The following is a 13,666-nucleotide window of genomic DNA, read 5'->3' as shown; positions in this document are numbered from 1 at the left end:
TAGGCTCGAGAACAAGATGACAGAGGACCTCACACCAGCCCAGGCGTACGCGGCCGCACTCGCCCGCAACGCCGAAGCGGCCACCGCGCTGGCCCCCTTCCGCGAGATGTACGAGTTCGGTCTGGACCCCTTCCAGATCGAGGCATGCCGAGCCCTCGAAGCGGGCAAGGGCGTACTCGTCGCCGCGCCCACGGGATCCGGCAAGACCATCGTCGGCGAGTTCGCCGTCCACCTCGCCCTCAGCCAGGGCCGCAAGTGCTTCTACACGACCCCGATCAAGGCGCTGTCGAACCAGAAGTACGCCGACCTCGTCAGGCGCTACGGCAACGACAAGGTCGGCCTGCTCACCGGCGACAACAGCGTCAACGGCGATGCACCGATCGTGGTCATGACCACCGAGGTCCTCCGCAACATGCTGTACGCGGGATCCCAGGCCCTCTCCGGCCTCGGCTACGTGGTCATGGACGAGGTCCACTACCTCTCCGACCGCTTCCGCGGCGCCGTCTGGGAGGAAGTGATCATCCACCTCCCCGAATCGGTCACCCTCGTCTCACTCTCCGCGACCGTCTCCAACGCCGAGGAGTTCGGCGACTGGCTCGACACCGTCCGCGGCGACACCGAGGTCATCGTCTCGGAGAGCCGTCCCGTCCCCCTCTGGCAGCACGTCCTCGCCGGACGCCGGATGTACGACCTCTTCGAGGAGGAGACCGACCACGGCGGCCGCGGCGCCTCCCGCCGCGAGGTCAACCCCGACCTCCAGCGACTCGCCCGCACCGAGAACACGCGCACGTACAACCCGCGCGACCGGCGGCGCGGCAAGATGGTCCGCGAGGCCGACCGCGAGCGGGAGCGCCGACAGCGCTCCCGCATCTGGACCCCCGGCCGCCCCGAGGTCATCGAGCGCCTCGACGCCGAAGGCCTCCTGCCCGCCATCACCTTCATCTTCAGCCGCGCCGGCTGCGAGGCCGCCGTCCAGCAGTGCCTCTACGCCGGACTCCGGCTCAACGACGACGAGGGGCGCCGCCGCGTCCGCGAGATCGTCGAGGAGCGCACCGCCGCCATCCCCACCGAGGACCTTCACGTCCTCGGCTACTACGAATGGCTCGAAGCGCTGGAGCGCGGCATCGCCGCCCACCACGCCGGCATGCTCCCGACCTTCAAGGAGGTCGTCGAGGACCTCTTCGTGAAGGGCCTCGTCAAGGCCGTCTTCGCCACCGAGACGCTCGCCCTGGGCATCAACATGCCCGCGCGCACCGTCATCCTGGAGAAGCTCGTCAAGTGGAACGGCGAGCAGCACGCCGACATCACCCCCGGCGAGTACACCCAGCTCACCGGCCGTGCCGGCCGCCGCGGCATCGACGTCGAGGGCCACGCCGTCGTCCTCTGGCAGCGCGGCCTCGACCCGGACCACCTCGCCGGACTCGCCGGCACCCGCACGTACCCGCTGCGCTCCAGCTTCAAGCCCTCGTACAACATGGCCGTCAACCTCGTCGAAGGCTTCGGACGGCACCGCTCCCGCGAGCTCCTCGAAACGTCCTTCGCCCAGTTCCAGGCGGACCGCTCCGTCGTCGGCATCTCCCGGCAGGTGCAGAAGAACGAGGAGGGCCTCGACGGCTACCGCGAGGGCATGACCTGCCACCTCGGTGACTTCGAGGAGTACGCGCGGCTCCGCCGCGACCTCAAGGACCGCGAGACCGAACTGGCCCGCCAGGGCGCCGCCCAGCGCCGCGCCCAGGCCGCCGGCTCCCTGGAGAAGCTCAAGCCCGGCGACGTCATCCACGTCCCCACCGGCAAGTTCGCCGGACTCGCCCTCGTCCTCGACCCGGGCATCCCCGCCGGCCGCACCAACGGCCACCGCGGCTTCGAGCACCACGACGGGCCCCGCCCCCTCGTCCTCACCGCCGAGCGACAGGTCAAGAGGCTCGCCTCCATCGACTTCCCCGTCCCGGTCGAGGCCCTGGAGCGGATGAGGATCCCCAAGTCCTTCAACCCGCGTTCCCCGCAGTCCCGTCGCGACCTCGCCTCCGCCCTGCGGAGCAAGGCCGGACACATCAACCCCGAGCGCCACCACAAGCAGCGCGCGGCCGCCGCCGACGACCGCGAGATCGCCCGGCTGCGCACCGAGATCCGCGCCCATCCCTGCCACGGCTGCGACGAGCGCGAGGACCACGCCCGCTGGGCCGAGCGCTACCACCGTCTCCAGCGCGACACCCAGCAGTTGGAGCGGCGCATCGAGGGCCGCACCAACACCATCGCGCGCACCTTCGACCGCATCGTCGCGCTCCTCACCGAGCTCGACTACCTGCGCGGCAACGAGGTCACGGAGAACGGCAAGCGGCTCGCCCGGCTCTACGGCGAACTCGACCTGCTGGCCAGCGAATGCCTCCGCGACGGCGTCTGGGAGGGCCTGACCCCGGCTGAACTGGCCGCCTGCGTATCGGCGTTGGTGTTCGAGGCGCGTCAGTCCGACGACGCCGTCGCACCCAAGCTGCCCGCCGGCAACGCCAAGGCGGCGCTCGGTGAGATGGTCAGGATCTGGGGCCGGCTCGACGCCCTCGAAGAGGAATTCAAGATCAACCAGGCGGAGGGGGTCGGCCAGCGCGAACCCGACCTCGGATTCGCCTGGGCCGCCTACCAGTGGGCCTCCGACAAGAGCCTCGACGAGGTGCTGCGCGAGGCCGAGATGCCCGCCGGCGACTTCGTCCGCTGGTGCAAGCAGGTCATCGACGTCCTCGGACAGATCGCGGCGGCGGCGCCCAAGGAGAACAGCACCGTCGCCAAGAACGCCCGCAAGGCCGTGGACGCGCTGCTGCGAGGTGTCGTCGCCTACAGCTCGGTGGGCTGACGATCCCTCGTCCTTTCCTGCGTAGGGCCGAGTGCCCGTGGCGATCACGCCACGGGCACTCGGCCTTTTTCGGACGTCCGATTGTCGTACCCGGGTCGTCGACGCGGCCGTTGTCCACAGGCCGTCGTCCACAGGGGTGGCGCGGGCGGAGTCGTTCCGATTGCATGGACTCACAAGCAGGAAAGGCCAGTTGGGGAGGGGACGTACATGACCACGCAAGCCGGTCATTCGCACGCGGGGTCTGCCCCGGGCGACAGGGGGGAGCGGGACGAGGGGCACGGCGAGGGGCAGTCCCATGCCGGGCAGCAAGGCAAGGGGCAGTCCCGAGCCGGCGAGGGGCGGCACGGCGAGGGGCAGGGCCACGCCGGGCAGCACGGCGCTGGGCAACCGGCGGGGACGTCGTCGGACACGCCCTCGGACACTCCGTCAGAGGTCCGGACCGCGATTCCGGTTGTCGTCGACGGGCCACGAGGCGTGCCCCTCCTCGGCAGCCTGCCCGCCTTCGGGAAGAACCCGCTGGCCTTCTTCGAACAGCTCCGGGACCGCGGCGACATCGTCCGCTGGCGCTTCGGCCGCAAGCCCTCCCTCTTCATCGCCCACCCCGACACCGTCGGCGAACTCCTCACCGAGGTCGAGCGCACCTTCGACCAGCCCGACCTCGGCATCGCCTTCCGCACCCTCCTCGGCAACGGCGTCATCGTCTCCAAGGGAGCCGACTGGAGGCGCAAGCGCTCCCTCGTGCAGCCCTCCGTCCGGCCGAAACAGGTCCGCTCGTACGCGGCGACCATGTCCGCATGCGCCGTCGACCTCGCCGACCGATGGGCCGACGGGCAGCACATCGACATCAAGAAGGAGATGGCGGCCCTCACCCAACTCGTCGCCGTACGCACCATCTTCGGCGTCGACACGGCAGCCGACGCCGAAGCCATCGGACAGGCGATGGACGTCGCACAGAAGGAGATCGGCGCCGAGTTCAGCGGCATCGGAGCGGTGCTGCCCGACTGGGTGCCGACCCCCGGCCGCGTCCGCATCAAGCGAGCCACCGCCGTCATCGACGCCGAGGTCTCCCGCGTCGTCTCACGCCACCGCGACGGCGACACCGAACGCCCCGACCTCCTCAGCCGCCTCCTCGCCGCCCGCGACGAGACCGGCGCGCCCCTCTCCGACCAGGAGATACGCGACGAGACCGTCACCCTCTACATCGGCGGCCACGAGACCACCAGCTCCACGCTCGTCTGGGCCTGGTACCTGCTCTCCCGCAACCCGCGGGTCCGCGACGCCCTCGCCGAGGAACTCGACCGCGTCCTCGCCGACCACGAACCCGGCTACGACGACTACGCCTCCCTCACCTACACCCAGGCCGTCATCAAGGAGACCCTCCGCCTCTACCCCACGATCTGGCTGATCACCGGCCTCGCGAAGGAGGGCGCCACGCTCGGCGGCGTGCCCGTTACGGCCGGCACCCGCGTCTGGTCGAGCCAGTGGGCCACCCACCGCGACCCCCGCTGGTACGGCGACGCGGAAGCCTTCCGCCCCGAGCGCTGGATCGAACGGGACGGCGAACCCGCCGAGGAGATACCCGAGTACGCCTGGTTCCCCTTCGGCGGCGGCCCCCGCGTGTGCCTCGGCACCCGTTTCGCCCTCGTGGAGGCGGTCCTGATCCTGGCGGTCCTGGCCCGCCGCTACCACCTGGACGTCACCACGGAGGAGGTCCTCCCGGTCCCGAGCCTCACGCTCCAGCCGGACCGCGACGTCCTGGCGACGGTACGGGCACGGGGCTGAGACCGGACCACCGGAGGGATGGCTGAGGCGGCTGAGGTGGCTGAGGTGGCTGGGGCGGCTGAGGTGGCCTAGGTGGCCGAGGTGAGGCTGAGGCCGCCACCACCGGTCAGGCGGGCGGACCTCCGGCCGGGGGTCTACCGGTCAGGTGGCGGGCGGACGTCCGGACGCCAGGGCCGTCGCCAGCTCCCGGAGGTCATCGGCGGACAGGACCCGGTCGCCGAAGCCGGGCAGGGGGACATGGAGGGTGGCCGTCCAGCGGGCGGGGACCGCGCCGGCGCCGTGCACGGCGCCGGCGAGCATCCCGGTCACGGCCGCGACCGTGTCGGTGTCCCCGCCCAGGTCGACCGCCGCCGCCACGGCCTCCTCGAAGGACCCGGTCGTACGGAGCGCCCACACGGCCGAACCGAGACAGGGCCACACCGCGCCGTTGAACTCGGTGGCGTCGTCCGGATGCCAGCCGGGTGCCAGGACCGCGGCCCAGCGATCCCGGTGCGGCGGGGCGACCTCTGCGAGGGTTGCGGGCAGGGCGGCGAGCGGGTCCTCGCCGAGGAGGGCGACACGGATCAGCTCGTGGAGGATCGCCGTACCCTCCCAGGCCGCGCCGTCGCCATGGGTGAGGGCGCTGATCCGACGGGCGGCGTCCATCGTCTCCGCCCGCCCGCTCGCCGCGAAGTACACGGCGGAGGTCGAGGCCCGCATCAGCGAACCGTTTCCCGCTGCCCGCGCGTTGATCTGGAAGTGCATCGCGGCGGCCAGGTCCCAGGGGTCCCCGCCGAGCAGGACCTGCTCGGTCTGGAGGCCGATGTCCTTGGGGTCGGCGGCGGCCCAGCGGCGGAACCGGTCGAAGATGTCCGGGAGGTCGAGGCAGCCCCGTTCGAGGAGCGACTCGCCCACGAGGACGGCCATCTGCGTGTCGTCCGTCGCCTCGCCGGGGTCCCAGCCGCCGCCCCCGCTCAACGTCCCGACCCCGTCGGGGAAGTGTTCCCGGAAGACCCCCGGGAGCTTGAACTCGAAGGGGGCGCCGAGAGCGTCGCCGACGGCGGAGCCGAGGACGGCGCCCACGGAACGTTCGATGGCTCGCACCCGGTCAGGCTAGTACGGACTCGGCCCTTCGCTGCGCGGCCCTGGTCGTCCACACCGCCCGGGCCACCAGGAACAGGGGAAGCCCGAGAGGGGAGAGGAGGATCGTCAGGATCAGGAGAGGACCCATCAGGAGGGGCGGTACGGCGAGGCGACGGGCCTCCCGGTACATCCACTGACCGAGCAGCAGGTCCCAGGCGATGATCTGGGCCCAGATGGCACCGGCGCCGTTCGCCAGCGCCGCGAGGTCGCGGAAGGTGTCGATGTCGGGGCTGCTGACCGCCGCCCACAGCTCCGGTGCGACCGGGGCGGCGAGGACCGCCCAGACCACCAGGAGCGGCAGCACGGTCAGGGGCGAGGCCGCGACGCGTTCGGTGACCCGCCACGTCGGCGCGAAGATCATCAGAAGCCACACCGGCGCGGCGAGAAGGAACGTCAGCTCGAAGAGGAAGCCTGTCATGAGGTGACCTTTTTCTCGGGGTGGGCGGGGGTGGGCGCGGACGGGGACGGGGAGGGGGAGGGGGTGGGGGTGGGGGAGGCCCCCCGGAGGGAGAGTGCCGCGGCTGCCCCGCCCAGCAGGACGATCGCCCCCGCGCCCGCCAGCGTCGCGCCGTCCGGTGCGAACAGGGCCTGGCCGCGCAGGGCCTGCCAGGTCAGCAGAACGAAGGTCGCCGTGTACGCGGCCGAGGCCGTGAGGGTGAGCCGGAGCCGTACCCGTTCGTCCGCGAGGCGTGCGAAGCGCGGTGCGAGTGCGGCCAGGAGGAGGAGAAGCAGCGGGAGCAACTGCAGGGCGTGCATGCCGAAGAAGTGCGGTATGCGCAGGTCGCCGCCGTTGCTCGCCCAGCCGGTCAGAGGCATCGAAGGGCCGCCGTCCGGTACGCCGACGGCGTGAGCGCCGAAGATCGGTGATTCGTCGACCTCCAGCTGCTCCGGGGTCGGACGGACCATCAGGAAGCCCAACGCTGCGCCCGCGAGGGCGATCAGCGAGGACAGCCGGACGGTCCAGGCCATGGCCCGGTCGAGGATCTTGGCGCGCAGCAGGAGGATCGCGATGACGAGCGCGCCCAGCCAGAGCACCAGGACGGTGGCGCCCATGATCTGGAAGACGGCGTTGTCGAACGGCGTGGCCTGGTTGAAGTGACTCTGCTTGCCGCGGATCACCTGGAGGGTGATGAGGACCATCTCGCCGGCGCCGGCGACGGCGACCACGGTTCCGGCCCACCAGCCGACCCGGCGGCCCCGGGGCAGCAGCGAGAGCATCCAGGCGAGCGAGAGGGCGTACGCGACGAACGAGACCGAGAACTTGAACGGTTTGGTCCAGATCGGCACGCCGACCAGGACGCGGTCGTCGACGAAGATGCCGACGGCGGCGACCAGGGCGAGGACGCCCATGGAGACGGCGAACCAGACCAGCGGCCGATGGAGCCGCGGGAATGGGTTCTTGTGCGGTGAAGACATACGGATCCCCCCGTGGGAAAGTATGGATAGTGGCGCTAGCCGCTATCTGATAGCGCCACTATCTATGATGGGGGTGTCGGTCGGCAAGGCCGAAGCAAGACCAGGAAGGTGAACGCGCCGTGCGCATCGGAGAGTTGAGTCGCAGGACCGGGGTGTCCATCCCGACGATCAAGTTCTACGTACGGGAGGGACTACTGCCGGCGGGGGAACTGACGAGCCCGAATCAGGCCTCGTACGGGGAGACGCATGTCCAGCGCCTCCGCCTGATCCGGGCGCTCCTCGACGTGGGCGGCCTGTCGGTGGCGGCGATCCGTGAGGTGATCCTCGCGATCGACGACCCCGAACGGTCGGTGCACAAGCTGCTCGGCACGGTGGCCTCCGGGCTGGTGCCGCGCTACGACCGTGAGTCGCACGCCGGGATGGAGGACGCGCGGAAGCAGGTCGCGGCGCTGATCGCCGCCCGCGGCTGGCGGGTGCAGCCGGGCAACCCGGCGGCGGAGGCGCTCGCCGTGGCCCTCGCGGCGGTCGACGAGGCCGGCCACGGGGGGTTCTCGCAGGTAATGGACGCGTACGCGGACGCGGCGGAGCGGGTGGCGCGGGCCGATCTGGATTACGTGGCGGGGAACGTGGCGCGCGAGGAGCTGGTGGAGAGCGTGGTCGTCGGCACGGTCATCGGCGACGCGATCTTCTCGGCGCTGCGGCGGATGGCCCAGACGGACACCTCGGACCGCCTGTACGGGCAGACGACCTAACTCAGGGTCGGCGGCGTGGTGGCCCGGGCGTGGTCATGAACGGCGCGGTGGCCCGGGCTCGGTCATCGGCGGCGCGCACGTCCGGGCTCGGTCATCGGCGGGGCGGTGGCCCGGGCGTGGTCATGAACGGCGCGAAGGTCCGGGCGCGGTCATCAGCGGCGCGAGGGCCCCGGAGGGCGCCCTCCCCGGGCCTGTCGGCTCGCGAGCGGCGCGAGGGCCCGGAGGTCACCCGCCCCGGGCCGGCGTCGGGCGTGCGAACGGCGCGGGGCCCGGAGGTGATCCCCCGGGCCCCGCGCCGTGAGCCGACCGGGCGGCTCCGTTCCTCAGTTCTCCTGCTCGCGCTTCTCCTGCTCGCGCTCCACCTGGTCGTTCCACTCGCGCTTGATCGCGCGCCACGCCTCGTCCGACTTGCCCTGGCGCCAGTAGCCCGAGATCGACAGCCGCTCGCGCGGGATCCCGCGGTCAAGCCGCAGGTGGCGGCGGAGGTCCTTCACGAAGCCCGCCTCGCCGTGGACGAAGGCGTGCACGTCGCCCGCCGGGAAGTCCAGGGTCTGTACGGCCTCGACGAGCGCCTCGCCCGCCGGGCGGTCGCCCCGGTGCAGCCAGGTGACGTGGATGCCGTGCTCCGTCGCGAACTTCTGCTCCTCGTCGGCGTCCGAGATCTCCACGAACGCATGCACCCGCGACCCCGCGGGCAGCCGCTCCAGGGCCACCGCGATCGCCGGCAGCGCGCTCTCGTCGCCCGCCAGCAGGTGCCAGTCCGCTGCCAGGTCCGGCGCGTAGCCGCCGCCGGGCCCGAGGAAGCGCACCGTGTCGCCCGCCTGCGCCCGCCCCGCCCACGGACCCGCGAGGCCCTCGTCGCCGTGGACCACGAAGTCGATCGTCAGCTCACGGTGGACCGGGTCCCAGGCCCGCACGGTGTACGTCCGGGTGGTCGGCCACTGCTCCCGGGGGAACTCCGCCCGGATCCGCTCCATGTCGAACGGCTCCGGATAGGCGACGCCCTCGGGGGCGAAGAGCAGCTTCACGTAGTGATCGGTGTAGGTGTCGACCTCGAAGGCGTCGAGACCGGGGCCGCCCAGGACGACCCGCACCATGTGCGGGGTGATGCGCTCGGTGCGCACCACACGCGCTTCGGTGGCCTTCGGTGCCTTGCGGGGCTGCTCCGCCACGAGGGGCTCTCCTGACTCGACGTAACTCGACGTGCTGCGGACTTAGGTATGCCTAAGTTAGCACCCCGGGGCGCGGTCGGCCCAGTGTGGCCCGATTCCGTCAGCGTTCCAGGACCGGCAGCAGGCGGCCGACGGCTCCGCCGAGGCCCCAGCGCTTCACCAGGGCGTCGAGGGCCGCCGGGTCGCGGGGAGCCTTCGGCAGGGTCGCGTCGAACTCCGGCAGTGGTACGTCCCCGGCGACGCGCACCACCGTCGGCGCGACGTCCAGGTACGCCGCCGCCTCCACGATGCCGCGCCGCTTGGCCGGCGTCAGCTTCGACGTCCGGTCCTCGGCCGCCGCCCGTACGCCCGCCAGGTCCCCGTACTCCGTGATCAGCTGCGCGGCCGTCTTCTCGCCGATGCCCTTCACCCCGGGGAGACCGTCGCTGGCGTCACCGCGGAGCGCCGCGAAGTCCGCGTACTGGTCGGGGCGCACGCCGTACCTGGTGCGGATCAGCTCCGCGTCCACCAGGTCGCAGTCGCCGACGCCCTTGCGCGGGTAGAGCACGCGGACCCCCCGCGCGTCGTCGACCAGCTGGAAGAGGTCCCGGTCGCCCGTGACGATGTCCACCGGCCCCGAGGCGTGCCCCGCGAGTGTCCCGATCACGTCGTCCGCCTCATAGCCCGCCGCTCCGATCCGGGCGATGCCGAGTGCCGCCAGGACCTCCTCGATCACCGGCACCTGCGGGGACAGGGTGTCCGGGATCTCCTCCTCGTCCGGGCCGGTCTCGGTCTCCACGGCCACTCGGTGCGCCTTGTACGAGGGGATCAGGTCGACCCGCCACTGCGGCCGCCAGTCGTTGTCCCAGCAGGCCACGAGGTCGTCCGGGTGGTGGTCCTGGACGAGTCGGGTGATGAAGTCGAGCAGTCCGCGCACGGCGTTCACCGGCGAACCGTCGGGGGCCCGGACGGAGTCCGGCACGCCGAAGTAGGCGCGGAAGTAGAGGCTGGCGGTGTCGAGGAGCATGAGGCGTCGAGTCACCCGCTTGATTTTAGGGCTCGGGGGGTCCCCGGGGCCGGGGGACGCGTCTCGTCGAACGACCGCGGCGTCCGGGGACGCGCTCGCGGTTCCCGCGGTTCCGGCCCCTCGCACGTGACGCCCGTCACCTTTGCGTTTGCAGCCTGTGAAGCCGGGCAGGCGCGAGCCCGGAGCGGAACCCGGTACGGGATTCAACAAATGGATCCCCGTACGCGACGGGCCCGCGGGCCGATCCCGCCCGCTCCACGGCCCGACCACGCGGGGGTGGCAGGGGCCGTTCTCGTCGCTACCCGTGAGGTTCATGTGTCCAGGCTCCAGGCAGACCACCTGTTCAAGGTGTTCGGCAGACGACCCGACGAAGCCGTCCGCAGGCTCGCCGCCGGCGCCGACCGCGAGGAGCTGCGCGCCGAGGGGACGACAGCAGCCGTCGTGGACGCCGGTTTCGTCGTCGAGCCCGGCCAGATCTTCGTCGTGATGGGGCTCTCCGGGTCCGGCAAGTCGACCCTTCTCCGCATGCTCAACGGCCTGCTCGAACCCACTGCCGGCCGGGTCCTCTTCGACGGACGCGACCTGACCGCGCTGTCCCCCCGCGAGCTGCGCACGGTCCGTTCCACCAAGATCAGCATGGTCTTCCAGCACTTCGCGCTGTTCCCGCACCGAAACGTTCTGGAGAACGCCGCCTACGGCCTGGAGGTCCAGGGCGTCCCGCGTGCCGAGCGTGAGGCCCGGGCCACCGAGGCCCTCGAACTGTGCGGGCTCGCGGGCTGGGAGAAGTCCTGGCCCGACGAGCTCTCCGGTGGCATGCAGCAGCGTGTCGGCCTGGCCCGCGCGCTCGCGACCGACGCCGACCTGCTCCTCATGGACGAGTCCTTCAGCGCGCTCGACCCGCTGATCCGCCGCGACATGCAGGACCAGCTTCTCGTCCTCCAGCAGCGGCTGAAGAAGACCATCGTCTTCATCACCCACGACCTCAACGAGGCCATGCGCCTCGGTGACCGGATCGCCGTCATGCGTGACGGCAGGATCGTGCAGCTCGGCACCGCCGAGGACATCCTGGTCCGCCCCGCCGACGACTACGTCGCCTCCTTCATCCAGGACGTCGACCGTTCCCGGGTGCTCACCGCCTCCGCCGTCATGGCGGACGGTGCCACCCCTGCGGACTGCCCCGACGGCTGCCCCTGCCGGCCGGTCGGGCCGGACACGCTCGTCGCCGACCTGTGCGCCGTCGCCGCCCGTGCCCCGCACCCCGTGACCGTCCAGGACTCCGACGGCGCCGTCCTCGGAGTCGTACCGACGGAGCGCCTGCTCGCCGTCATGGGCGGACTCGGCGCGCGGGACGCCGGTGACCCGGCCGACCCGATGACCGGCGGCAAGCCCGGCACCCCGACCGGTCGCAAGCCCGGCGGCAAGCCCGGCATCGAGACCGGCGGCAGGCCCCGCTCCGAGGCCGCCGCCGGCAGGTCGACCGCGGAGCCCGCCGGTAAGCCCACCGAGGACCCCGGCAGCAAGTCCACCAAGGAGCCCGGCACCCAAGCCGGCACCCAAGCCGGCACCCAGTCGGGGAAGGAGCTGACCGCCCGTGCCTAGGCTTCCCCTCGGTGAGTGGGTCGACAGTTCCGTCGACTGGCTCCAGGCCCAGTTCTCCTGGCTCTTCGACGCCGTCAGCACCGGCGTCACCGGCCTCTACGACGGCATCGACGCCGTCCTGTCCGCGCCCCACCCGCTGCTCTTCGCCGGCATTCTCGCCGTCGTCGCCTGGTGGCTGCGCGGGCTCGCCGCCGGCGTGCTCGCCTTCGCCGGGTTCGCGCTCGTCGACTCGGTCCAGCTGTGGGACGAGGCCATGGCGACCCTGTCGCTGGTTCTCGTCGCCACCCTCGTGACCCTGGTGATCGCCGTACCGCTCGGCATCTGGGCGGCCCGCTCGAAGACCGTCAGTGCCGTGCTCCGGCCGGTCCTCGACTTCATGCAGACCATGCCGGCGATGGTCTACCTCATCCCCGGCATCATCTTCTTCGGCGTCGGTGTCGTCCCCGGCATCATCGCCACCATCGTCTTCGCGCTGCCCCCGGGCGTCCGCATGACCGAACTGGGCATCCGGCAGGTCGACGGTGAACTCGTCGAGGCCGCCGAGGCGTTCGGCACCACCCCGCGCAACACGCTGCTGCGCGTGCAGCTCCCGCTGGCCCTGCCGACGATCATGGCCGGCGTCAACCAGGTCATCATGCTCGGCCTGTCCATGGTCGTCATCGCCGGCATGGTCGGCGGCGGCGGACTCGGCGGCGCCGTCTACCGCGCCATCGGCAACGTCGACATCGGCCTCGGCTTCGAGGCCGGCGTCTCCATCGTCGTCCTCGCCATGTACCTGGACCGGATGACCGGCGCGCTCGGCCGCCAGGTCTCCCCGCTCGGCCGCCGCGCCGCCGCCAAGGCCCGCGCCGCGCTGAGCGCCAGGCGTCCCGGGGCGAAGCTGTGGGCCCACCGCCCGCAGCCCGTCACCGCGCTCGTCGGTGTCGTCGTGCTCGCCCTCGTCGCGGGCGGCACGGGCCTCTTCGGCGGCTCCGGCGCGAGCTCCACCGCCTCGGGCTCCAAGGGCGGCAACGGCAAGAAGATCAGCATCGGCTACATCCCCTGGGACGAGGGCATCGCCTCCACGTACCTGTGGAAGGAGCTCCTGGAGCGCCGGGGGTACGAGGTCGACACCAAGCAGCTGGAGGCCGGCGCGCTCTACACCGGTCTGGCCGGCGGCCAGCTCGACTTCCAGACCGACTCCTGGCTGCCCGTCACCCACGCCCAGTACTGGGAGAAGTACAGGAACAAGCTGGAGGACCTCGGCTCCTGGTACGGCCCCACCTCCCTGGAGCTCTCGGTTCCCTCGTACGTGAAGGGCGTCGACTCGCTCGCCGACCTCAAGGGCAAGGCCGGACAGTTCAAGGGCCGGATCGTCGGCATCGAGCCGAGCGCCGGAATGATGGGCATCCTCAAGGACAAGGTCCTCAAGGAGTACGGCCTGGAGGGCGAGTACGAGGTCGTCGACGGCTCCACGCCCGGCATGCTCGCCGAGCTGAAGCGCGCCTACGAGCGCAAGGAACCGGTCGTCGTCACCCTCTGGTCGCCGCACTGGGCGTACTCCGCGCACGACCTGAAGAAGCTCGACGACCCCAAGGGCTCCTGGGGCAAGGGCGACGGCGTCCACACCCTGGCCCGTAAGGGGTTCGCCGCCGACAACCCCGAGGTCGGCGCCTGGCTGAAGAACTTCGAGCTGACCGAGAAGCAGCTGACGGACCTCGAAGCGGTCATCCAGGAGACCGGCAAGGGCAAGGAGCAGCAGGCCGTCCGCACCTGGCTGGACGGCAACCCGGGCCTCGCGGAGAAGCTCGCACCGCAGGAGCAGCCGCAGAAGCAGTCGCAGGAGTAGCCGCAGCAGCCCGGCAGTGGCCCCCGGGCCACCGACAGCGACCGATGAACGGTTCCTGTCCGAAAAGGGGTGGTCGCCGAACGTGTTCGGCGACCACCCCTTTTCGTCACGACGCGAAACCCCGCCCCAAAGCTGCGTAAGGTT

Annotated in this window: 10 protein-coding genes; 5 read left to right on the top strand and 5 right to left on the bottom strand. The window is 71.6% G+C overall.

Going from position 1 to position 13,666, the window contains the following annotated elements; all coding sequences use genetic code 11:
• The first annotated feature begins 16 nt into the window (after positions 1 to 16).
• Both ACZ4XX_RS31785 and ACZ4XX_RS31780 read left to right on the top strand, forming a co-directional pair.
• Positions 17 to 2,845, top strand: coding sequence for a DEAD/DEAH box helicase (locus tag ACZ4XX_RS31785; protein ID WP_468511323.1), 2,829 nt, complete (start codon positions 17 to 19; stop codon positions 2,843 to 2,845).
• A 444-nt stretch (positions 2,846 to 3,289) separates the two neighbouring features.
• Positions 3,290 to 4,627: a cytochrome P450 gene (locus tag ACZ4XX_RS31780; RefSeq protein ID WP_468511347.1), complete on the top strand. Its 1,338-nt coding sequence runs from the start codon at positions 3,290 to 3,292 to the stop codon at positions 4,625 to 4,627.
• A 141-nt stretch (positions 4,628 to 4,768) separates the two neighbouring features.
• Here the strand turns inward: ACZ4XX_RS31780 and ACZ4XX_RS31775 are convergent, their stop codons facing one another.
• The 3 genes from ACZ4XX_RS31775 to ACZ4XX_RS31765 are packed head-to-tail and all read right to left on the bottom strand — an operon-like array spanning position 4,769 to position 7,099.
• Positions 4,769 to 5,701, bottom strand: a complete 933-nt coding sequence (locus ACZ4XX_RS31775) for an ADP-ribosylglycohydrolase family protein (protein ID WP_468511346.1) — start codon at positions 5,699 to 5,701, stop codon at positions 4,769 to 4,771.
• Between the two features lie 13 nt (positions 5,702 to 5,714).
• Positions 5,715 to 6,167 (bottom strand): ABA4-like family protein, encoded by a 453-nt coding sequence (locus ACZ4XX_RS31770; protein ID WP_468511322.1) that lies wholly within the window; start codon positions 6,165 to 6,167, stop codon positions 5,715 to 5,717.
• Complete coding sequence (locus ACZ4XX_RS31765) at positions 6,164 to 7,099, bottom strand: hypothetical protein (RefSeq protein ID WP_468511345.1); 936 nt, start codon at positions 7,097 to 7,099, stop codon at positions 6,164 to 6,166. The genes ACZ4XX_RS31770 and ACZ4XX_RS31765 overlap by 4 nt, the downstream gene beginning before the upstream one ends.
• Before the next feature lie 185 nt (positions 7,100 to 7,284).
• Here ACZ4XX_RS31765 and ACZ4XX_RS31760 point away from each other — a divergent pair, with 185 nt between their 5' ends.
• Positions 7,285 to 7,917, top strand: a complete 633-nt coding sequence (locus ACZ4XX_RS31760; protein ID WP_468511321.1) for a MerR family transcriptional regulator — start codon at positions 7,285 to 7,287, stop codon at positions 7,915 to 7,917.
• A gap of 323 nt (positions 7,918 to 8,240) precedes the next feature.
• On the opposite strand, the gene ACZ4XX_RS31755 is transcribed toward ACZ4XX_RS31760, so the two are convergent.
• Both ACZ4XX_RS31755 and ACZ4XX_RS31750 read right to left on the bottom strand, forming a co-directional pair.
• Positions 8,241 to 9,089: a siderophore-interacting protein gene (locus tag ACZ4XX_RS31755; RefSeq protein ID WP_468511320.1), complete on the bottom strand. Its 849-nt coding sequence runs from the start codon at positions 9,087 to 9,089 to the stop codon at positions 8,241 to 8,243.
• Positions 9,090 to 9,189: 100 nt separating this feature from the next.
• Entirely contained in the window at positions 9,190 to 10,110 is a 921-nt protein-coding gene (locus ACZ4XX_RS31750) for a 5'-3' exonuclease (RefSeq protein WP_468511319.1), read from the bottom strand.
• Positions 10,111 to 10,410: 300 nt separating this feature from the next.
• Here ACZ4XX_RS31750 and ACZ4XX_RS31745 point away from each other — a divergent pair, with 300 nt between their 5' ends.
• A complete protein-coding gene (locus tag ACZ4XX_RS31745) occupies positions 10,411 to 11,694 on the top strand; it encodes a quaternary amine ABC transporter ATP-binding protein (protein WP_468511318.1) in 1,284 nt (427 codons plus the stop codon).
• Positions 11,687 to 13,522, top strand: coding sequence for an ABC transporter permease/substrate binding protein (locus tag ACZ4XX_RS31740; protein ID WP_468511317.1), 1,836 nt, complete (start codon positions 11,687 to 11,689; stop codon positions 13,520 to 13,522). The genes ACZ4XX_RS31745 and ACZ4XX_RS31740 overlap by 8 nt, the downstream gene beginning before the upstream one ends.
• Positions 13,523 to 13,666: the final 144 nt, after the last annotated feature.

The sequence above is a fragment of the Streptomyces sp. NPDC029956 genome (genome assembly GCF_055574655.1).
The sequence above is the reverse complement of the archived record's forward strand: the minus strand, read 5'-3'. Positions and strand labels throughout refer to the sequence as shown.